The organism is Xanthomonas bonasiae (genome assembly GCF_014836395.1).
In the GTDB taxonomy this organism is placed as follows: Bacteria; Pseudomonadota; Gammaproteobacteria; order Xanthomonadales; family Xanthomonadaceae; genus Xanthomonas_A; species Xanthomonas_A bonasiae.
Map to the genome: position 1 here is coordinate 405,673 of NZ_JACSQX010000002.1, position 20,556 is coordinate 426,228.

16 protein-coding genes are annotated in these 20,556 nt (G+C 69.4%); 3 read left to right on the plus strand and 13 right to left on the minus strand.

Translation table 11 applies throughout. The annotated features are described in order from the left end of the window. Window positions 1–148 precede the first annotated feature (148 nt). From azu to H9658_RS04565, 6 genes are all read right to left on the minus strand, one after another. Window positions 149–589, minus strand: coding sequence for an azurin (gene azu / locus H9658_RS04540; protein WP_318241178.1), 441 nt, complete (start codon window positions 587–589; stop codon window positions 149–151). Between the two features lie 165 nt (window positions 590–754). Continuing rightward, on the minus strand, window positions 755–1,945 hold the full coding sequence (locus H9658_RS04545; protein ID WP_191824505.1) for a pyridoxal phosphate-dependent aminotransferase: 1,191 nt from the start codon (window positions 1,943–1,945) through the stop codon (window positions 755–757). 31 nt (window positions 1,946–1,976) lie between these two features. Continuing rightward, on the minus strand, window positions 1,977–2,486 hold the full coding sequence (locus H9658_RS04550) for a RidA family protein (RefSeq protein ID WP_179566996.1): 510 nt from the start codon (window positions 2,484–2,486) through the stop codon (window positions 1,977–1,979). Window positions 2,487–2,530: 44 nt separating this feature from the next. Further along, window positions 2,531–2,959, minus strand: a complete 429-nt coding sequence (locus tag H9658_RS04555) for a c-type cytochrome (protein ID WP_225209733.1) — start codon at window positions 2,957–2,959, stop codon at window positions 2,531–2,533. Beyond that, window positions 2,956–4,554 carry an NAD(P)/FAD-dependent oxidoreductase gene (locus H9658_RS04560; protein ID WP_406848094.1) on the minus strand — a complete coding sequence of 533 codons (1,599 nt, stop codon included), beginning with the start codon at window positions 4,552–4,554 and terminating at the stop codon, window positions 2,956–2,958. Before H9658_RS04560 ends, H9658_RS04555 begins: the two co-directional genes overlap by 4 nt. A 201-nt stretch (window positions 4,555–4,755) precedes the next feature. Continuing rightward, complete coding sequence (locus H9658_RS04565) at window positions 4,756–7,452, minus strand: TonB-dependent receptor plug domain-containing protein (RefSeq protein WP_225209734.1); 2,697 nt, start codon at window positions 7,450–7,452, stop codon at window positions 4,756–4,758. Window positions 7,453–7,745: 293 nt separating this feature from the next. Between H9658_RS04565 and H9658_RS04570 the strand changes: the two genes are divergently transcribed. Further along, window positions 7,746–8,360 carry an HAD-IA family hydrolase gene (locus H9658_RS04570; RefSeq protein WP_191824587.1) on the plus strand — a complete coding sequence of 205 codons (615 nt, stop codon included), beginning with the start codon at window positions 7,746–7,748 and terminating at the stop codon, window positions 8,358–8,360. A gap of 474 nt (window positions 8,361–8,834) precedes the next feature. Here H9658_RS04570 and H9658_RS04575 read toward each other — a convergent pair whose 3' ends face one another. From H9658_RS04575 to H9658_RS04585, 3 genes are all read right to left on the minus strand, one after another. Further along, complete coding sequence (locus H9658_RS04575; RefSeq protein WP_191824507.1) at window positions 8,835–10,067, minus strand: acetylornithine transaminase; 1,233 nt, start codon at window positions 10,065–10,067, stop codon at window positions 8,835–8,837. Between the two features lie 68 nt (window positions 10,068–10,135). Continuing rightward, the gene (locus tag H9658_RS04580; RefSeq protein ID WP_191824508.1) at window positions 10,136–11,887 is read right to left on the minus strand and encodes a glycosyltransferase family 39 protein; all 1,752 of its coding nucleotides are present in this window, start codon (window positions 11,885–11,887) and stop codon (window positions 10,136–10,138) included. Next, window positions 11,884–13,059, minus strand: coding sequence for a glycosyltransferase (locus tag H9658_RS04585; RefSeq protein ID WP_191824509.1), 1,176 nt, complete (start codon window positions 13,057–13,059; stop codon window positions 11,884–11,886). Before H9658_RS04585 ends, H9658_RS04580 begins: the two co-directional genes overlap by 4 nt. 533 nt (window positions 13,060–13,592) lie before the next feature. Between H9658_RS04585 and H9658_RS04590 the strand changes: the two genes are divergently transcribed. After that, entirely contained in the window at window positions 13,593–14,465 is an 873-nt protein-coding gene (locus tag H9658_RS04590) for an ion transporter (RefSeq protein WP_179567001.1), read from the plus strand. Window positions 14,466–14,469: 4 nt separating this feature from the next. Here the strand turns inward: H9658_RS04590 and H9658_RS04595 are convergent, their stop codons facing one another. From H9658_RS04595 to H9658_RS04610, 4 genes are all read right to left on the minus strand, one after another. Next, the gene (locus H9658_RS04595) at window positions 14,470–14,892 is read right to left on the minus strand and encodes a VOC family protein (RefSeq protein ID WP_179567002.1); all 423 of its coding nucleotides are present in this window, start codon (window positions 14,890–14,892) and stop codon (window positions 14,470–14,472) included. Window positions 14,893–15,053: 161 nt separating this feature from the next. Further along, window positions 15,054–16,214 carry an ROK family transcriptional regulator gene (locus tag H9658_RS04600; protein ID WP_406848095.1) on the minus strand — a complete coding sequence of 387 codons (1,161 nt, stop codon included), beginning with the start codon at window positions 16,212–16,214 and terminating at the stop codon, window positions 15,054–15,056. A gap of 296 nt (window positions 16,215–16,510) precedes the next feature. Further along, window positions 16,511–17,326 (minus strand): SDR family oxidoreductase, encoded by an 816-nt coding sequence (locus tag H9658_RS04605; protein ID WP_191824510.1) that lies wholly within the window; start codon window positions 17,324–17,326, stop codon window positions 16,511–16,513. A 124-nt stretch (window positions 17,327–17,450) separates the two neighbouring features. Beyond that, complete coding sequence (locus tag H9658_RS04610; protein ID WP_191824511.1) at window positions 17,451–18,125, minus strand: serine/threonine-protein kinase; 675 nt, start codon at window positions 18,123–18,125, stop codon at window positions 17,451–17,453. A 48-nt stretch (window positions 18,126–18,173) separates the two neighbouring features. Here H9658_RS04610 and H9658_RS04615 point away from each other — a divergent pair, with 48 nt between their 5' ends. Then, window positions 18,174–20,189, plus strand: a complete 2,016-nt coding sequence (locus H9658_RS04615) for a bifunctional DedA family/phosphatase PAP2 family protein (RefSeq protein WP_191824512.1) — start codon at window positions 18,174–18,176, stop codon at window positions 20,187–20,189. Window positions 20,190–20,556: the final 367 nt, after the last annotated feature.

Below are 20,556 nucleotides of genomic sequence, written 5' to 3' on the forward strand. Positions count from 1 at the left end.
GGCCTTACCGGGAAAGCCCGGTCGCGGCTGAAGCCGCTCCTACAGGTGCGTCGGCGCTGACGCAGGCCGACGCCTGCGGCACCATCCTGTTCGAAAGGCGCTGCAGATCGCCGATCGCAACCTGCAGCGCAACCGCAACCGCCGCGACTCAGCCGAACACGAACTTGCCCTTCATCATCGCCCAGTGCCCCGGGAACGAGCAGAAGAACGTGTAGTCGCCGCCCTTGCTCAACTTGGCGGTGGAGAACTTGACCGTGTCCGACTGCCCGGCGCCGATCACCTTGGTGTGCGCGATGATCCGCGCGTCGTTCTTCGGCAGGTAGTTGTCGGCCAGGCTGGAACTGGTGCCGGCATTGGCCACCGCCTGGAAGTCCGGGGTCTTGGTCAGCACCCAGTTGTGGCCCATCACCGCGGCAGCGAGCTTGCCGCTGTGCTTGAGCGTCAGCGCCACTTCGGTGCAGTCGGCGGCGACCTTGATCTGGGGCTGGTCGAAGGACATCTGGTCGGTACCGGTGATGGTCACCGCGCAGGTCTTGGCCCAGGCCGCCGGCGCGAACGCGAGCGCGGCGAGGACCAGCAAGGGGGACAGCGACTTCGCTTTCAAGACGGACTCCTTCAATGGGGACGGCACAGCAACGCGAACCTCGCCAGCATGCGCTGCGCGCGCAGCGGCGTCGCCACGACTGTCTGCCTTTGCGCAAATGTTTGTCAACGACAAGCCCTCGTGCACTGCAGCATCCGGCGCAGGCAATGCCTAGGCGTTGCGGAAGAATCCATGCAGCGGATCGTGCAGCGCCATCCTCGGCGCCGGCACCGGCAGCGGCCCGCGCTTGCCGGCCGCCACCTGCGCGAACGCGCTCTTGAATCGCGCCATCTCCGGCGCGGTGCCGACGGTGATGCGCGACCGGCTCGGCCACAACGCCCAGCTGCGGCCGACGAACACGCCATAGGTGGCCATCGCGTCCATGAACTCTTTCGCCGGGCGCTTCACGTCGACCATGAAGCAATTGCTTTCCGATGCCGTGCACGCATAGCCCTGCGCCCCGAGCCAGCGCACCACGTCGCTGCGGATGGCGCTGTTGAGCGTGCGCCGCTGCGGCACCAGCGCCGGATCGCGCAGGCTGACCAGGCCGGCGGCGACCGCGGTCACCGGCAGGCTGTTGACGCTGTAGAACTTCAGCTTGGCCAGCAGCTCCGGCCGCGCCACCGCATAGCCCAGGCGGATGCCGGCCATGTCGTAGAGCTTGGAGAAGGTGCGCAACACGATCACGTCGTCGCCGGCGGCGACGCGGTCGACCATGCTGCGGGCGCTGTCGGAGAAATGCAGATACGCCTCGTCGACCACCAGCACGCTGCCCTTGGGCTTGTGCGCCAGCGCGTAGTCCAGGTCCTTGCGCGACGTCACCGAACCGGTGGGATTGTTCGGGTTGCAGATGTAGATCACCCCGGCGTTGGCGTCGGCGGCGCACATCGCCTGCACATCGTGCGCGTCGTCCTTGCGCAGCGGCACCTTGATCACCTCGGCGCCGTTGCGCGCGGCGGCGCGCCAGCCGGATTCGAAGGTGGGGTCGGCGGTGACCAGCGACGCGCTGGGCGAGGTGAACGCCAGCATGGTGTAGTCCAGCGGCTCGGTGGAACCGGCGTAGGCCATCAGGTGATCGATGCCCACGCCGAGCTGGTCGGCGAGGGTCTGCAGCAATTCCAGTTGCAGCTCGCCCAGGTAACGGCCGCCGCTGGACGCGATCGCGGCGATCGCGCGCTGCGCGGCCGGCGACGGTCCGCCGGGATATTCGTTGGCGTTGATCAGCACCGGCGCCAGGTCGGCATTGGTCGCCTGCGCCGCGGCGGGCGCGGCCTGCGCCAGCCACGGCGCGCCGAAGCCGGCCGCGGCGACCAGCGCCGAGTCCTTGAGGAAAGTGCGGCGCGAACGCGACGGCTGCTGCATGGCGGACTCCTTGGAAGACAGGGCGAAGAACCTACGGACGCACGGCGACCACTTCGATCTCGATGCGGTACAGCGGATTGCCCAGCGCGGCGATCTGGAACGCCGAGCGCGACGGCAGGTTGGGCTGTTCGGGCGTGCCGAAGAACTGCCGGTAGCCCTCCATGAACCCGGCGAAATCCATCTTCCCGCCCAGCGCCGGATCGCCGACCAGGAACGCCTGCATCTTGACCACGTCGCGCATGCCCAGGCCCATGCCGTGCAGCTGCGCCTCGATCTGCGACAGCACGCTGACGGTCTGCGCCTTGGTGTCGCCGTAGGCGGCAGGCGAATCCTTCGGCGCGCTCGCATCGATCGGCCGCGGCACCGCGCCGCTGAGATAGACCGTGGTCTTGCCCGCCGGGATCTCCACCGCCGCGGAAATCGGGAAATCGCTGTTGGGAATCTTGTGCCGCACGATTTCGGCGGCGCCAGCCAGGGCGGGCAGCCACAGCGCAGCGCATAGACCGGCACGGAGCGAGCGGGAAACGAACGAACGGCGCATGCGGAACTCCTCGCGATCGGAAAAGAGAATGAAACGGAACCGGCTCAGTGCCGCAGCGTGCGCACCTCGTCGGCGCTGAGCTTGCCGGGATAGTCGTTGCCGAACTGGCTGCGCACGTAATGCACGACCTCGGCGACCTGCTGGTCGTTGAGCATGCCGGCGAAACCGGGCATGCCGCCGCGGCCGTCGAGCACCATCATCGCCACGTACGGCGCAGCGGCCACCTTGGGGTTGCCGGCCAGCGCCGGATACTCGCCGCCGCCGCGCGCGCCCTGCCCGCCGGGCATGTGGCAGCTCTGGCAGATCGCCGCGTACACGGTGGCGCCGGAGGCGGTGGCGAACGCGGCCTGCGGATACAGCGGCGTGGCATCGGAACTCTGCGCCGCGGCCGGGCCGATCGCCGGCGGCAGCATCAGCGCCAGCACCCCGGCCGCGACCGCCGCGGCGAGCATCCAGTGACGATCCAGCTTCATGCGCGGGCTCCGTTGACGACGCGGCGATGCAGGCGCTCGATCGCGTCGAGTGCCGAGGTGATGGCCCCTTCCTGCCAGGCCGGAATGTACGAGGCGTGCTCGCCGGCGAGCGCGATGCGGCCGTCGATCCGGCACAGGTTCTCGTAGTGCTCGGCGCGTGCGGCATCGCTCCACACGCCGAAGCAGCCATGGGTGAACGGCACCCGGTGCCAGCCCACGGCGATGCCGTTGTCGAATTCGCGCGGGTACTGCGGATGCAGCTGGGTGCCGTATTCCACCGCCTTGGCCACGCGCTGCTGCGGCGTCATCGAGGTGAACTCGAACGCCTCCAGTCCCCACACGTAGGCGCCGAGCAGCACGCCCTTGCCGGCTCTCTGGAAACCGGTGCTCGGATAGCTGATCAGGGTGATCGGCAGGTCGGTGTAGCTGATGCCGCCGTAGATCGCCTCGTCCTCTTCCCAGAAGCGGCGCTTGAACTGCAGCCCGACCTTCACCGAAGCCGCGTACGGCACCTGCCCGATCGCGGCGGCCATCTTCTCGCCCACCGCGAGCGGAATGCGGCTGAGGATCGACAGCGGGATCGTGCACACGCACCAATCGGCCTTGGCCAGTTGCTCGGCGCCGGCGCCGTCCTGGTAGGCGACGCTGACCCCGTGCGCGTCCTGGTCGATGCGGGTGACCCGTGCGTTATAGCGGATCGCGTCGCCTAGCTCGCGCGCGAACGCCTTGCCGATCTGGTCCATGCCGCCGACCGGCTGGAACATCGCGGTCTGCATTTCGTAGTTGTTGCCCGCCGCCAGCGTGGTCCACAGCCGCGAGCGCAGGATGTCCTGGGTGGTGAACGGTTCGGAGAACTGCGGCTTGCCGGACAGGCCGCCGCCGGGATATTTGGCGAAGCCGCGGCGCTCGCTGCTCTCGCGGCCTTTGACGTAGCCGAAGTCCTTGTCCAGCGCGCCCCAGTTGCGCAGCGACTCGAGCAGGATCTCCTGGTCCTCGCGCTGCACCTGCGCATCCAGCGCGCCCTGCCGGGTGCTCTTGGCCAGCAGTTCGGCCACGTGCCCCTTGTAGTCGGCGTCGATGTCGCGGAAACGCTGCGGCTTGCCGCCGAACCCCTCGCGGCTGTGCAGCAGCGCGTTGAAGTTGACCTGCACGAACGGTTCCAGCGCCACCCCGAACTGCTTGCAGTAGGACAGCACCGCCTTGTGATGGTGCGGGATGCGCCACGGGCCGGGATTGAGGTACATGCCCTCGTCGAAACCGCACTGCTGCTCGAAGCCGCCCAGTTCGGTGTAGCGATCGCCGCCGCGCAGCGTCCAGTTGCGGCCGCCGGGACGCGCGTTGTACTCGAGCACCTGCACGCGATAGCCGGCCTTGCGCAGCTCATAGGCCGCGGTCAGCCCGGCCAGGCCGGCGCCGAGCACCAGCACCGACGCGCCCTTGGCGTCGCCGTCCAGCCGCGGCACGCCGCCGAAGCGCGATTCGGCGGCCAGGCCCAGGCTGTGCATCGCCTGGTACATCATCGCGCCGCCGCCGGCCAGGCCGATCCTGGCGAGCAATTGGCGGCGGGTCATGGCGCCCCTGGTTGGTGCTTGCATCGTCGATATCGCCTCACGGATTGCGGATCGACCATAGCCGCCGCGGCGGCGGCGCAGGCCGTGTGCGGCGGGTAGGTCGCGATGGAGCGGGTAGGAGTGCGGCCGGCGGGGCACGGCGCGAGCGGACGCGCCGCTGGCGGACGGACCCTCACCCCAACCCCTCTCCCGGGGGGAGAGGGGCTCAAGCGGGGCGCGCGCAGCTCAGAAGCGGTAGGTCAGCTTGGCGTAGTAGCGCGCGCCGAAGTAGCCGACCGGGCTGCCGGTCAGGTACGGCGAGTTGTAGTAGCTGAGGTAGTTATTCTCGAGGTAGTCGTACGCCGCCGCCGGCACCTTGTCGGGGTATTTGTTGAATACGTTGTCGCCGCCGACGCTGACGGTCAGCTGCTCGGTGGGTCGGAACGTCAGTTCGACGTTGGTCAGCGCCATCGTGCCGATCTTCTGCTTGTAGTACGGCGCGCCGTTGACGTCGACCACGTCGAGCTGGCTCAGCACGCTGTCGGGGAAGATGTCGCCGTTCCACTCGTCATACGGCGCGATCAGCTGGTACTGCGGGCCGTAGACCGCCTCGGTCACGCGCAGGCTGAACTTGCCGATGTTGAACGTGGCGCCCAGGTTGAACCGGTACTTGGGCGCGTTGTTCTCCAGGTTGATCAGCGTCGCCGCGCTGTACATGGTGGCGCCGCCGAGCACCTCCGGCGCCGGCTTGGCGCTGAGCACCTCGGTCTTGTTGTAGTTGGCCGCCAGCATCCAGTCGATCGAGCCCCAGTCGAACTCGCTGATGTAGTTGGTCACCCAGTCCACGCCGGTGCTGCGCGTCTTCAGCGCATTGTTGAAGATCGCCACCGAGATGTTCTGCCGCGCGGTGGCGTCGAGCGAGCCGCCCGGCGCAGCCGGATCGATGCCGCCGAGATAGCCGAAATCGACCAGCGCCTGGCCCAGCGCGGCGTTGTAGGCGGCGTCGGGGGTGCCGTCGCCATTCGTGTCGCCCGGCTGGCCGGCCTTGGAATATTCGAAGGTGCCCACGCCGATGCGGTCGGAAATGGTGATGCGGTAGAGATCGAGCGTGCTGTCGAAGTTGGGCATCGGCCGGAACACGAAGCCCAGGCTGTAGTTGGTGCTGGTCTCCGGCTTCAGGCTGCCGAAGCCCAGCGCCGCCGCGGCCGCGCTGTTGGGCTGCAGGGTCGGGGTGGCGCTGGTCGGGCCGACCTGCACCGCCGAGTAATAGCCTTCCTGCAGGGTCGGCGCGCGGAACCCGGTGCTGGCGGTGCCGCGTACCGCGAAGGTGTCGGTGAAGTCGAAGCGCGTGGTCAGCTTGCCGACCACCTTGCTGCCGAAGTCGCTGTAGTCCTCGTAACGCCCGGCGACATCCACCAGCCACTTCTCGGTCGGATTGAACACCACGTCGGCGTAGGCTGCGTAGCTGTGGCGGCTGTAGGAGCCGGTGTTGAACAGCGGGTTGTAGCCGGGGAACGAAGACGCGCCGGCGCCGTAGTACGAGGTCGGATCGCCCGGATCGATGCCGTACTGGTCGCGGCGGTATTCGACGCCGGCGTTGAAGGTCAGCGGCTGCGACAGGCCGACGTCGAAATCGTGCGTGGCGTTGAAGTTGGTGGTCCACTGGCTGGCCCAGAAACTGCCGTCGTAGAAGTCCTCGGGCGAATAGCCGTAGTCCTGCCACAGGCTGAAGTTCATCGAGTTCAGCGTGTACACGTCCATCTCGTTCTTGCCATAGCTGCTGGAGAAATCCCACGACCAATCGGCCAGCACGCCCTTCAGCCCGGCGGTCAACTCGTAGTCGACCTCGTCGGAGGCCTCGGACGGATTGAAGCCCAGCGGATACTTGTGGCTGACCGCGCCGGTCACCGGATCGACGTAGCCGCCGTCCTGGCTGGGACGGCGGTAGTTCTCCTCCGACTGCGCGGTCTTCTTGCCGTAGCTGCCGAACGCGTAGAACTCCAGGGTGTCGCTCAGCACCACGCCGGAGTTGAAGAACAGCGCCTTGCGGTGCACTTCCGGCGGGTTGAGCCAGGCATTGACGTTGGGGAAGCGCCCGTTGAGGGTCATGCCCTCGACGTCGTCGGCCAGGAAGTCGGCCATGCTCGGATTCACCGCGGTGCAGTCGGCATAGTTGGCCACGCAGTCGGCATAACTGTACGAACCGAGGCGATACACGGTCTTGCGGTTCTCGACCTCGGCGCTGAGGCTGAAATACGCCGCGTCGCTGCCGAAGCCGATGTTGGCGCCCCACGAATCGGTGCCGCCACCGCCATCCTTGTAGCCCGCGTAACCGGCGTCCACTTCGCCGCCGTCGTGGTTCTTCTTGAGGATGATGTTGATGACCCCGGCGATCGCGTCCGAACCGTACAGCGCGGCGGCGCCGTCGGTCAGCACTTCGACGTGATCGATCGCCGCGGCCGGGATGAACGACAGATCGGCCGAGGCCGCGCCGGTGGTGGTGTTGACGTTGGAGGTGATGTGGCGGCGCTTGCCGTTGACCAGCACCAGGGTGTGGTTGGGCGAGAGATTGCGCAGGCTGGCGGTGAGCGTCTGGCTCGCCATGTCGTTGCCGGTCTGATTGGCGTTGTACGACGGCACCTGGTTGGCGATGGCATTGATCAGGTCGGGCGCGGCCGACTGCTTGAGCATCTCCGCACTCACCAGTTGGATCGGCGCCGGGCTGTCGGTGACCGCCATGTTGGTCTTGCGCGTGCCGGTCGAAATGACCGTGATCGCATCCAGCGTCTTGGCCTCGCCACCCGGCTCTTCGGCCAGCGCCGGCAGCGCCTGTGCGCCGGCCAGCAGCAGCGTCAGCGTGGCCAGCCCGTGGCCGTGCCGTGCATTGCACAGTCCCCTGCATACCGATTCCGCCAGACGATCGGCGTTCAAACGCTTGCTCATGTTCAAGACCCCCGAGGTGACGTGGATGTGGCGTGGATGCGCACCGGTTCCCCGACCGGCGGCGCCGCGATCGCGGCGTGCAGGGACCATAGCCAGCGCACGGCACCGGACGACCGGATCCGACGGGTAGGTGCGCCGCGAGCGGGTGGGTGGGGGGTGGCGAGCGCCGAGCCGCGGGTAGTGGCGTTCATCGCCGCGGGGGAGTGGGTTAATCTCGGCCAACGACACTTCGGACCCGACCCATGTTCCAGGCCGCGCCGTTGCGTGCAGCGCCAGACGCGGTGGCCGCGTTGATCCATCCAAGCCCGAAATTGCTGCTGCTCGACTTCGACGGCGTGCTGGCGGCCTACTCGCGGGCGGCACGCATCGCGCACCTGGCCACCCATTGCGGCTGCGATCCGGCGCAGGTGCGGGAGGTCCTGTTCGCCTCCGGACTGGAAACCGCCTACGACGGCGGCGCCATCGCCACCGCCGCCTATCTGCACCGGCTAGGCCAGGGCCTGGGCGCGCAGGTGGACGAAGCCGACTGGATCGCCGCGCGCGTGGCTGGCAGCCGTGGCGACCCCGGCGTGATCGAACGCGTGCTGGCGCTGGCCGGCAAGGTCGCGCTCGGCGTGCTGACCAACAACGGCCCGCTGATGGCGCAGGCGATCCCGCAGATCGTCCCGGCGCTATTCCCCCTGCTGCAGGGACGCGTCCTGTGCAGCGGCGCACTCGGCGGACGCAAACCGCAGGCCGAGGTCTACCGGCGCGCGCTCGACCATTTCGGCATCGCCCCGCGGCACGCCCTGTTCATCGACGACCTGTTCGTCAACGTCCGCGGCGCCCGCGCGATCGGCATGCCCGCCGAAACCGCCAGCGGCGCCCGCGCCCTGCGCCGCGCCCTTGCGCGGCACGGCTTGGGCTAGACGACGCTCCTATCGCCGACAGAGCCCGCGTCCGCCGCAGCTGCCATAACGCCCGCGGCCATTCCTGCTGTAGCTGTAGCTGTAGCTGTAGCTGTGGCTGTAGCTGTGGCTGTTGATGCTGCTGTTGCTGTGGCTTTGCTTAACCGGGTTCCCTTACGTAGCGGCGAATAGGACGGGAAAAACCCCGAAGGGGCGGCGCACATGGATGTGCGCCGTTCACGGCAGGGGCAGGATGCCCCTTCCGTGAATCCCGGCCTATTCGCGGACCCGGAGCGCGCAGCGCGGAGGGCGCGAAGTCAGGGTGTGCTTGACCAGCCTTCGGCTGTGGTAAAGCGCTTCTTTTGGTTACTTTTCTTTGCACAAGCAAAGAAAAGTGACTCGCGCAAAGCGCGAAAGCTTTGCTTGTACCGTTGCCGTTGCCGTTGCCGTTGCCGTTGAATCAAAAGCCAACAGACACTCAAACGTCAATCAGGCTCAACGCTTACCGACATAAGCCTGCAAAGCCGCCCGCAACCGCTTCAACCCCTCAGCCATTTCCTGATCGGTGATATTCAACGAAGGCACGAAGCGCAACACATCCGGCCCGGCCTGCAACGTCAACAACCCATGCGCAGCGGCATGATCGAGGATCGCCCCGGCCTGCCCCGCATGCGTCTGGTTCAGCACCGCGCCGAGCATCAAGCCACGCCCGCGCACCTGCGCAAACAGCTTGAAGTCGTCGTTGAGCGCGGCCAACCCCTGCCGCAGCGCCGCCGCCTGCCGCGACACGTTCGCCGCGATCGGCGCCGACGCCAGCTTGCGCAGCGCCACCCGCGCCACCGCCGCGGCCAGCGGATTGCCGCCGAAGGTGCTGCCGTGCGCGCCGAACTGCATCGTCTCGGCCACCTTCGGCCCGGCCAGCAGCGCGCCGATCGGGAAGCCGCCGCCCAACGCCTTGGCCAGGGTCACGATGTCCGGCGTCACCTCGTCCTGCCAGTGCGCGAACAAGGTGCCGGTGCGACCCATGCCGCACTGGATCTCGTCCAGCAGCAGCAGCGCGCCATGGTGGTCGCACAGCGCGCGCACCTGCGCCAGGAAACCCGGCGCGGCCGGCATCACCCCGCCCTCGCCCTGCACCGGCTCGATCATCACCGCGGCCACGTCGCCGGCGGCCATCGCCGTCTCCAACTGCACGATGTCGTTGAAATCCACATAGCGGAAGCCGCCGGGCAGCGGCTCGTAGCCTTCCTGGTACTTCGGCTGCGCGGTGGCGGTGACCGCGGCCAGGGTGCGGCCGTGGAAGCTGCCGCGGAAGGTGACGATGACCCGCCGGTCCGGCGCGCGGCCCTGGCTGGCAGCCCACTTGCGCACCAGCTTGATCGCCGCCTCGTTGGCCTCGCTGCCGGAGTTGCACAGGAACACCCGCTGCGCGAAACGCGACGCGGCGACCAGCTCCTCGGCCAGGCGCAGCGGCGGCTCGCTGTAGAACACGTTGCTGGTGTGCCACAGCTTGCCGGCCTGCTCGAGCAGCGCCGCCGTCAGGTCCGCATCGTTGTGGCCGAGCCCGCACACGGCGATGCCGGCGGACAGGTCGATGTAGTCGCGGCCTTCGCTGTCCCACACCTTGGCGCCCTGGCCGCGCTCCAGCACCAGCTGGCGCGGACGGTAGATCGGCAGGTAGTAGTGCTGGCCGAGGGCGATCAGATCCGCGGCGGAGGAAGCGGTCATCGAAGGGATTCCTGGGAGAAAGCGCACGAGTATAAGACCGCCGGCGCGGCGGCCGCGCGCGGCCGCGGCTACGGCCTCGCGCCGCTGCCCAGCGATGCGGCGCAGTCGGGCGCACACACCGCGCCGTCTGCGCTCGACACCCAGGGTGCGCCCATCGCCGGCAGCCGCGCCACCGCCGCAGGCACGCCGGGATCGGTTGGCGCCCGCCCGGCGCGCAGCGGCGGCGCCGCCAGGAACACGAATCCGTCGGCGACCGGATGCCAGCCCAGCCCGCGCCGGCGCCAGCGCAGCACCGGCTGCACCAGCACCCGGTTCGGGGCTACGCCCGGCAGCCGCGCCAGGTCCTGCGCCAGGCGCAGCGCCGCCGCCGCATTGAGGTCGTGCACGCCCCAGGCCAGCAGCGCGCAGCCGCCACCCGCGGCCGCCTGCGCCCGTGCCGCCAACTGCGCAGCGAGCCCTTCCGCGGCAGTGCGCCCGGCAAGTTCGTCGGGCGTGTAGGCGCGCAGGCGATGGCCTTGCAGGTAATGGCCGAAGAAGTCCTGCTCGGCCAACCTGCGGTACGGCGCGCTGGAGGGGCCGAACTTGTACGGCAGCACCACCGGCAGCACGACATCGCGGCAACCGGGCAGCCGCTGCACGACCTGCGCCGACCCGCGCCAGGCCTCGTTGCGCTGCAACGGGCGGCCGCGCAGCAGCCACAGCTGCGCGCCCACAAGCACGATCAGGACGGCCGCGGCGATGCGCCCGCCATGGCTGCGCGCGCTCGGTCCCGCCACGTCGTACAGGCGCGCCAGCAAGGCCCAGGCGAACGGCGCGGCGGTGAGCAGGTTGCGCGCGGAAAACGACGGCGCAATCGCGACGCTCACCACGATCCCGCTCACCACCATGCCGACCAGCACGCAGCCGCACAGCGCCGCGACCCAATCGGCCTGCCCGCGGGTCCGCGCAGGGTCGCGCGGAACCGCGCGCAGGCGCCGCCACACCCAACGGCCCAGCAGCGCGAGCACCGCCAGCATGGTGCCCGCGGACAGCAGGTCGCGGCTGGCGCTGAGCAACTGGACATAGAAGAACCGGGCATCGTTGCGGAACCACAGCTGGTGCACGTCCTGCTGGGTGCAGTGCAGCAACAACAGCACGAAGCCGACATTGAGCGCCAGGATCGCCACGCCGGATACCGCCAGCGCCACGCGCAGACGCGTATCGCGCTGCGTCGCGATCAGGAACAGCAGCAGCATGCCGACGCACAGCAGCAGATAGGCGTGGGTGAAGCTGGCGATCAGTCCCAATACGCTGAGCGCGGCCCAGTGCGCGAACGGGAAGACGTCGCTGGTCTGCGCACGTCGGCGCAAGGCGACGGCGCTGCTCAGCAGGCCAGCCGACAGCAGCAGGCACAGCGCATAGCTGCGCGCGTTCTGGCTCTGCTCGAACCAGAACACCGACACCGCGCCCGCCGCCAGGGCGAAGGCCAGCGCCGCCGGCGAGAACACGCGCCGCAGGCCGGATCCGAACACGCCCAGCGCCAGCACCGCGGCCACCGCGCTGGGCAGGCGCAGTGCCGCCTCGCCGTTGCCGGCCAGTTGGCTCCACGCATACAGCAGCACGTAGTACAGCGGCGGATGGGTGTCGGTGAGCGCGCGCCGCCACAGTTCGGCCAGGCCCTGGCCGTGGCCCATCACGTGCAGCGTGTACAGCTCGTCGATCCAGTAGTCGCTGGCATCCAGGCCGACGAAGGCGAACACGCAAGCGCAGGCCGCGATCGCGGCGAAGGCCAGTGCCGGCCAGCGCGGCGCCGCGCCGACGAGGTTGCGCAGCTCGCTCACTCCTTCATCGCCAGCGGCGACGCTGCGACGGTGTCGCGGCTCGGCGCGACGCCGGCCGCAGCATCCTCGGGCCGCCAGGCGCCGCGCTTGGCGGCGTGGTAGTTCCACCCGCCCGCGGCCAGCGCGCCGGCGGCGCCGGCCAGCCACCACGGCAACCGCAGCGCATGCAGGCCGCTGCCGATCAGCTCGCTGAGGATCGCGCCGCCGAGACAGGCCGCATAGAACATCGCCATGCCGTGCAGCAGGCGCATGCCGCTCAGGCGCCGATCGCGGAAGGTCAGCAGGTTGTTGCACTGGAAATTCCAGCCCATCGCCGTACAGATCGCCAGCAACTGCGCCAGCCAGAAGGTCATGCCCAGCATCAGCAACGCGCCCAGCGACAGCAGGTGCACGCCCATGCCGCTGAGTCCGACCGCGAAGAACAGGCTCATGCGCGCCGGCAGCCAGCCGCGCGTGCGCTTTTCCAGCAGCAGTGCGGCCAGGTCGGCGACCACCCGCGCGTCGAGCTTGGAGGCGCCGCCGCGGCGGCGGCGCAGCTGCGTCGGCACCTGCACCGTGTAGGGACGCCGCCGCGCCGAGGCCAGCACATCGACCAGGATCTTGAAGCCGACGCCGGACAGCTGCGGCCGCACCTGCCGATACCAGGACCGGCGCATCAGGAAGCAACCGCTCATCGGATCGGCCACGCCCAGCCCAAGCAGCGCCTGGCTCAGGCGCACGCCGACGCGGCTGAGCGCATGCCGGTGGCGGCACAGGCCGGAACCGCCCGCGTCCAGATATCGGCTGGCGACCACCACCTCGGCCTCGCTGTCGCGCATGCGCCGCAGCATGCGCGCGATCAGCGCCGGATCGTGCTGGCCGTCGCCGTCCATGATCGCCAGGCAACGGCCGCGGGCGCTGTCCCATCCGGCGATCGCGGCCGAGGCCAGACCGCGGCCGCCGCGGCGGCGCACCAGGCGCACCGCCGGATTGCCGGCCGCATACGCGGTCACCGCCTGCGCGGTGCGCTCGTCGTCGGAGTCGTCGACCACGATCGCTTCGTAGTCGACGTGCCGCAGATGCGCGGCGAGTTCGCGCAATACCGGACCGATGGCCTCGTGTTCGTTCAAGGTACAGATGACGACGGAGACCGTCGGCGCGGCCTGCAACGCGGCGGGCGAAGACGAGGGCATGGACAGATCCAGGGGCGCGGGGGCGAGCGCCGAAGGGTCTGCAGCGGATGTGGCGGCGGATTGCCGTCGCATGCCGGTTTCGTGCATCCATGCGCATACGCTGCAACGCAACGTCACGCACTGACGCAGAAAATGGCGAAGGCCTGCAAAGGCAAGGACGGCGAGGATCGCCGCCCGGCTTGATCGGTGATGAACGGCCGGCGCGCACGAATCGCGGCGGCGACGCCTGCGCGGCGTCTGCCGGTCGCGCAGGCGCGCATTTGCGCAGCCGTCGCCGGCGCAAAGGCCGACTACCCTGCTTTCGATGCGCCCGGCGCGCCCCGGAGCGGCGCCTGCGACAGACTGCGCCAACGGTTGCGACCGTCCGCCATCTCCGCGAGCGGCGCCGCCTGCCGCGCTGCCCTGCCGTCGCCCCCCACCGGGGCCGCTGGCGTGTCCACGCCACCACCATGCCGGCGCCGTGCAAGGCTCCCACCCGCGGCCGCGCGCAGACGGCGGGTCCGCCGACGCCGGCGTCGGGTTAGCATGCGCGGATGCGACTGTTCACCGATCCCCAGCTCGCCCCCGCACGCGAGCACGGCTGGCGGCGACGCTGGTTCGACATCATCTATCGGCACGACACCCGGCCTTCGCGCAATTTCGACCTGCTGCTGGTCGCGGCGATCGTGGCCAGCGTCGCGGTGATCATGGCCGACAGCGTGCCGGCGCTGCACGCACGCTACGCCAGTTCCATGTACGTGCTGGAATGGGCCTTCACTGCGCTGTTCACCGCCGAATACGCGTTGCGACTGATGACGGTGAAGCGGCCGTTGCGCTATGCGCTGAGCTTCTGGGGCGTGATCGATCTGCTATCGACCCTGCCCACCTACATCTCGTTCCTGCTGCCCGGCGCGCAGACGCTGCTGGTGGTGCGGGTGCTGCGGGTGCTGCGGCTGTTCCGCATCCTCAAGCTGACCCGCTACGTCGAGGAAAGCAGCCTGCTGGTCGACGCGCTATGGCGCAGCCGGCGCAAGGTGTTCGTGTTCCTGTTCACCGTGATCACCCTGGTGGTGATCTTCGGTGCGCTGATGTACGTGGTGGAAGGGCCGGCCAACGGTTTCACCAGCATCCCCACCGCCATGTACTGGGCGGTGGTGACGATGGCCACGGTCGGTTTCGGCGACATCGCGCCGCTCACGCCGCTGGGCCGCGCCATCACCTCGGTGCTGATCCTGATCGGCTACAGCATCATCGCCGTGCCTACCGGCATCTACACCGCCGAACTGGCCAACAGCCTGCGCGACGCCGACCGCAGCCGCGTGCCGGATCAACGCACCTGCGCGCACTGCGGCCTGCAAGGCCACGACCGCAGCGCCGGCTACTGCCGGGGCTGCGGCCAGGCGTTGCCCGATCCCGCAGCGCCCTGAGTCCTCACCACACGCCGGTGTTGGGCATCGATGCCCACGGCTCGGCCGGGGCCAGCGCCTCGCCCTTCTGCAGCAGTTCGATCGAGATCAGGTCCGGGCTGCGCACGAAGGCCATGCGCCCGTCGCGCGGCGGGCGGTTGATGACGATGCCCTGCGCCTGCAGGTGCGCGCACAGCGCGTAGATGTCGTCGACCTCGAACGCCAGGTGGCCGAAGTTGCGTGCGCTGCCGTAGTCCTCGTCCGACCCCCAGTTGTAGGTCAGCTCGACTTCGGCCTCCGGGTTCTGCGGCGCGCCGAAGTACACCAGGGTGAACTTGCCGGCTTCGTTGTCGATGCGCCGGGTTTCGCTCAGGCCCAGGCCCTCGGTGAAGAATTTGCTGGTCTTCTCCAGATCGTGGACGCGGATCATGGCGTGCAGGTATTTCATCGCGACAACTCCAGTGGATGGGGGAATGGGCAGGACCGCCGCGCCTTGCGGCGTTGCCGCCACGCGCAGCGCGACAGCGGAGTCCTTGCACAGGCGCATAGGGTAGCGCCCGCGGCGTGCAGGCGCAGGCAAGCCGCAGACGCCGCCGCTGCGCCCGCCGCTCAGCGGAAGTAGCAGGCCTTCAACGGCAGCGTGGCCGCGCCGACCGCGCTGGCGTCGGCCATCGCCGCGGCCGGCAGCAGCACCGGCAACGGCCGCGCCTGGCCGCGGCGCGGCTGGTTGTCGATGCGTAGCTGCGGGATCAGGCGCAGCGCCAGATCGCGCGGAATGCGTCCGCCGAACACCACCGCCTGCGGATCGAAGACCGCGGTGATCGCCGAGACGATCAGCGACAGGCCCGGCACCGCGCGCGCGATCCAGCGCTCGATCGTCGGCCAGGACGGGTCGTAGGCCGCCACCAGCGCGCTGACGTCGGCCAGCACCACCCCGTCCTCGCCCAGCATCTGCCGCAGCAGTTCCAGCGTGCCGCGCTCCAGGCCCGGCCCCGGCAGCATGCCGGCGAACTCGCCGGCATTGCCGTGCGCGCCGCGCAGGCAGGCGCCGTCGATCACCACGCCGCCGCCGAGACCGTAGCTGAAATACAGATAGGCGAAGTCGCGATACTGGCGGCCGACGCCGAGCAGGCTCTCGCCGACCGCGGCGACGCTGCCGTCGTTGTCCACCCACACCGGCAGGCCCAGCGCGTCGGCGAGCCAGTCGCCGATCGGCAGTTCGCCCAGCGCGCGCAGCGGATCGGGCGGGTTCATGCGCTCGGCGCCATCGACGAAGAACCCGGTCATCGCCACGCCCGCGCCCAGCCGCGGCCCGAGTCCGCGTCCGGCCTCGGCCAGCAGCGCCGCGTCGGCCTCGCGCAACTGCGCCAGCAAGGCCGCCGGCTCGGTCGAACGCAATGGGTGCTCGGCGGTGGCGCGGACCTGGCCGCTGAAGTCCAGCAGCGCCAGCGACAGCGCATCGGTGGCGATCGAATAGCCGACGGTGTGGCCGTGCGCGGGATTGAGCGCGATCGCCGCACCCGGCTTGCCGCGGCCGCCATGCGCCAGCGAGGCGCCGATCAGCACCAGCCCGCGTTCGGCCAGGCCATCGATCAGGCGCACCGCCGATTGCACGGTCAACCCGGTGATGCGGCTGAGATCGGCACGGGTGACGGTGCCGAACAGGCGCAGGCTGTCGAGCATGCGCCGCTCGTTGTCGCTCAGATCGGCATGCGTGGCATGGGCAGGGCGGGAAGCGCGCGGCAGCGAGACGGCGACGGGAGCGGGCATGAGCGAGGATCGGCGGAAGGTCGGGAAAGCATAGCGGGCAATGGTGAAATATTTAATTCATCCTTAGTTATTAAACTCCGACCATCGCCATGGAAGATCGCCACTTCGTAACGTGGCCGACGCTCCAGAAGACCGGCGCTTCATCGGTTCCCGGCCGCACCTTGCAAGGAAAGCCGCTCTGCGGCGACCAAAGCAATGGGAGTTTCCAGTCCGGGAACACGATCGGAGCTGAAACCCTTCCTGCGGCCACCGGCGCGAAGAACGCATCGTCGCCGCACGGCCGGCGCGTGCCCCGCTCAATCCAGGAACAGATCCGGCAACAACGGCTGCGCCGGATCCAGCGCGTAGCCGGACAGGTCGGTCACGCCGGCCGCGGCCAGCACCTCGTCGTCGATCAGGAACTGCCCATGGAACCCGGCCGCGGTGCGCGTCAGCACCGCATGCGCCGCATCGGCCATGATCTCCGGACGCCGGCCGTTGCCCGCATCGACACCGGGAATCATGTTCAGCGCCTCGGTGGCGATCAGCGTGCGCGGCCACAACGCATTGACCGCCACGCCCTGCGGGCCGAATTCGCCGGCCAGGCCCAGGGTCACGAAGCTCATGCCCATCTTCGCCAGCGTGTAGCCGGTATGCGGCGCCCACCATTTCGGATCCAGCGACGGCGGCGGCGCCAGGGTCAGGATGTGCGGATTGGCGCTGCGCAGCAGATGCGGCAGACAGGCCTGCGCGCACAGGAAGCTGCCGCGCGCATTGACCTGCTGCATCAGGTCGAAGCGCTTCATCGGCGTGTCCAACGCGCCGCGCAGCCAGATCGCGCTGGCGTTGTTGACCAGGATATCGATGCCGCCGAACGCCTCGACCGTCGCCGCCACCGCCGCGCGCACCTGCTCCTCCTCGCGGATGTCGCACTTCAGCGCCAGCGCGCGGCCGCCGGCCACCTCGACCGCCGCCGCGGCGCTGTGGATGGTGCCGGGCAACTTCGGATTGGGCACCGCCGACTTGGCCGCGATCGCCACATTGGCGCCGTCGCGCGCCGCACGCAGCGCGATCGCCAGACCGATCCCGCGCGAGGCGCCGGTGATGAACAGGGTTTTGCCTTGCAACGTCATGGGATTGGGGATTCGGGATTGGAGATTCGCCGCAGCTTAGCGCTTTTGTCGTCCCCGCCAGGACAGCCCAGACACAGCCATGCGCTTTACCAATCCCCAATCCCCAATCCCCAATCCCGGCACTTCAGGGCTTCGGCCCCTGCCCCTCGTTGTCCTCCCACTTCAGAATGCGCCGGGTGACGAAGCGGTAGACCGGCTTGCCGGTGGCGAACCACAGTTCGCGCACCCAGGAGTGGCGCTTGAGCAGGCGCAGTTCGATCGGGGTCAGCGCCTGCCGGCAGTACATGCGCTTGTGCTTGAGCAGGTGGCGCAGGTCCTCGCGCGCCAGCAGCCGCATCCAGCGCGAACGCGGCGCGCCGCGCACCGCCAGCTGGAAGTCGATCAATGCCGGGCTGCCATCCTCCAGCACCAGCCAATTCGCTTCCTTGGCCAGATCGTTGTGCGCCACGCCGCGCCGGTGCACCTGTTGCAGCAGGCGCCGTGCGGCACGGAAGTAGGCCAGGTCGCCGCGCGGCGGGCGCTGGTACATGGCGTCGCCGGCCAGGTAGCTGCGGTCCAGGAAGGTGCCGTCCCAACCGCGCAGCTGCGGCGTCGCCGACATGCCCGACAACTGCTGCAGCGCCCGCGCCTCGCGCCGCGCCAGCCACCAGGCCGGCAGGCGCAGCCACCATGGCGCGGCGGTCAGGTCGCGGCGCACGAACACGTGCTCGCCGTCGCCGTCGGCTTCGCGTACCAGCAGGATGCGTCCGAAGCTGTCGGACTTGAGGATCTGGGTGGAAGCGGCCGGCGCGCGTGTCATCGCGCCAGTTTAAGCGGAACGCCATGCTCGCCCACTTATAATCCCCCCATGAATGCATCATGGATCGACGCCACGCTGGAGTGGGTCGCAACGCATCCCATCCTGGCCGGCGCGGTCATCTTCGCGATCGCGTTCTGCGACGCGGTCATCGTGCTGGGCACCATCGTGCCGGCGTTGCCGCTGCTGTTCGCGATCGGCGTGCTGATCGGATTGGGTCAGATCTCCGGCCCGTACGCGGTGGTCAGCGCCGCCCTCGGCGCGCTGGCCGGCGACGCGCTCAGCTACTGGGTCGGCCATCGCTGGGGCCACCAGCTGCGCAACTACTGGCCGTTCCGGCGCTATCCGCAGCTGCTGGATCGCGGCGAGGCGATGTTCCGCCGCAATGCCTTCAAGAGCATCCTGGTGGCGCGCTACGTCGGCGCGATCCGCCCGTTCGTGCCGGCCGTGGCGGGGATGATGAAGATGCCGCTGCGCCGCTACTTCGTCGCCAGCGGCGTCGCCGCGGTGACCTGGGCGCTGCTGTTCCTGGGCCCGGGCTGGCTGCTCGGCCAGGCCTACGATGCGGTGGCCGCGGTCGCCGGGCGCCTGTTCCTGGTGCTGGGCCTGCTGGTGCTGGCGCTGGGCCTGGTCTGGGCGATCGTGCTGTACGGCTATCGGTGGTCGGCCGGGCACATGGACGCGCTGCTGGCGCGCGGCCTGGACTGGTCGCGCCGGCACCCGGTGCTGGGCCGCTATTCGATCGCGGTGTTCGACCCGCAACGGCGCGAGTCGGTACCGCTGGCGATGCTGGCGGTGATGCTGCTGGCGCTGGGCTGGGGCTGGTTCGCGCTGCTGATGGTGGTGGTCGGCCACGGCGAGCCGCTGCGGCTGGACCTGGCGGTGCACGACCTGATGCTGGCGCTGCGCAATCCGCTGGCCGACTACCCGATGACCGCGCTGGCCTCGCTCGGCGACTGGCAGGTGCTGGTGCCGGCCACCGCGCTGGGCCTGGTCTACCTGATCTGGCGCCAGCGCTGGATGGCCGCGGCGCACTGGCTGGCGGCGCTGGCCTTCGGCCTGGCGCTGACCAAGCTGCTCGGCACCACCGTGCACGTGGTGCGCCCGCCGGCGGCCAGCAGCGGTTTCGGCTTCCCGTCGGTGGCGGTGACCATGGCCACGATCAGCTTCGGCTTCTTTGCCGTGCTGATCGCGCGCGAACTGCCCGGGCGCTCGCGGGTGTGGCCGTACCTGCTGTCGGGCGTGGTGGTGACCCTGATCGGCTTCGCCCGCCTGTACCTGGGCGCGCACTGGCTCAGCGACGTGGTCGGCGGCATGTTGTTCGGCATCTTCTGGCTGCTGGTCCTGGGCATCGCCTACCGCCGCCGCTTCAACCGCGCGTTCTGGATGAAGCCGCTGGCCTGGCTGTTCTATGGCGGCTTCGTCGCCGCGGCGCTGTGGTACGCGCCGCGCAACCTGGAGCAGAAGCTGGCCAAGTTCGAACCGCCGCCGCCGGTGCTGATGGATCTGGCTGCCACCACGTGGTGGCAGGACGAATGGCGGCTGCTGCCATCGCGGCGCAACGAGTTCGACGACGACCAGCGCTGGCCGCTGGACCTGCAGGTGGCCGGACCGCTGGCGCCGCTGCAGCGCCAGCTCGAAGCCGCCGGCTGGCGCGTGCAGCCGCAAGCCGGCTGGCAGCAGGCGCTGCAGTTGCTCGACTACAAGACCCAGGCCGAACGCGTCCCGGTGCTGCCGGCGACGCTGGACACCCGGGTGGAATCGCTGCTGATGCTGCGCAGCGGACCGCGCCCCGGCGAACTCTATGCATTGCGCCTGTGGCCGGCCCCGGCGCGGCTGCAACCGGGCAACGTGCCGCTGTGGCTGGGCAGCGCGCAGAGCCTGCGCTACGAACGCCACTTCAACCTGATCGGCCTGTGGCGCCCGCTGCGCGGCGCCGATCCCGCGCTCAACGCGGTCACCGACGCGCTGCACGCGCTGCCCACGCGCAAGGACATGCATCGCCCGTCGGATGTGCCGGTATTGCTGGTGCGCAGCGAGGGCGAGGCGCCGGTCGCGGCGCCCTGAGCGCTTTCGCGGTCGGCCGAAGACCAAGGCCACCCGGTGTGCCGTGCCGCCCATCATGGCCAGGAGCACCCGCTCCCAGCCATGTGGGCGAATGGCGATGCATGCAGGAATGCATTCGATTGGCCTCGTGCCATCGGCCCGCGACGTTTGCGCGACCGCGCAATCCCATACATCGCATATCGCACCCGGCTCCCGGCCCCCGGCTCCATTCCGGACCGCAGCGCAGTGCTACGTCCAACTCCACGCCGCAGCAGACCCGCTAACACACAGCGAGACGCGCCCTCGTTCTCCGAGTCAGCTGCCGTCGAGACGACGGCCGGCTTGCGCGCTGTTCATGACCAGAGCGGCCTCGATCGCGACAGATCGT

What these genes read in the sequence shown, in the direction of transcription:
- H9658_RS04545 (WP_191824505.1), bottom strand. Translation starts at nt 1,945, where the DNA reads ATGCAGCAGCCGTCGCGTTCGCGCCGCACTTTCCTCAAGGACTCGGCG.
- H9658_RS04550 (WP_179566996.1), bottom strand. Translation starts at nt 2,486, where the DNA reads ATGCGCCGTTCGTTCGTTTCCCGCTCGCTCCGTGCCGGTCTATGCGCT.
- H9658_RS04555 (WP_225209733.1), bottom strand. Translation starts at nt 2,959, where the DNA reads ATGAAGCTGGATCGTCACTGGATGCTCGCCGCGGCGGTCGCGGCCGGG.
- H9658_RS04560 (WP_406848094.1), bottom strand. Translation starts at nt 4,554, where the DNA reads ATGCAAGCACCAACCAGGGGCGCCATGACCCGCCGCCAATTGCTCGCC.
- H9658_RS04565 (WP_225209734.1), bottom strand. Translation starts at nt 7,452, where the DNA reads ATGAGCAAGCGTTTGAACGCCGATCGTCTGGCGGAATCGGTATGCAGG.
- H9658_RS04575 (WP_191824507.1), bottom strand. Translation starts at nt 10,067, where the DNA reads ATGACCGCTTCCTCCGCCGCGGATCTGATCGCCCTCGGCCAGCACTAC.
- H9658_RS04585 (WP_191824509.1), bottom strand. Translation starts at nt 13,059, where the DNA reads ATGCCCTCGTCTTCGCCCGCCGCGTTGCAGGCCGCGCCGACGGTCTCC.
- H9658_RS04590 (WP_179567001.1), top strand. Translation starts at nt 13,593, where the DNA reads ATGCGACTGTTCACCGATCCCCAGCTCGCCCCCGCACGCGAGCACGGC.
- H9658_RS04595 (WP_179567002.1), bottom strand. Translation starts at nt 14,892, where the DNA reads ATGAAATACCTGCACGCCATGATCCGCGTCCACGATCTGGAGAAGACC.
- H9658_RS04600 (WP_406848095.1), bottom strand. Translation starts at nt 16,214, where the DNA reads ATGCCCGCTCCCGTCGCCGTCTCGCTGCCGCGCGCTTCCCGCCCTGCC.
- H9658_RS04605 (WP_191824510.1), bottom strand. Translation starts at nt 17,326, where the DNA reads ATGACGTTGCAAGGCAAAACCCTGTTCATCACCGGCGCCTCGCGCGGG.
- H9658_RS04610 (WP_191824511.1), bottom strand. Translation starts at nt 18,125, where the DNA reads ATGACACGCGCGCCGGCCGCTTCCACCCAGATCCTCAAGTCCGACAGC.
- H9658_RS04615 (WP_191824512.1), top strand. Translation starts at nt 18,174, where the DNA reads ATGAATGCATCATGGATCGACGCCACGCTGGAGTGGGTCGCAACGCAT.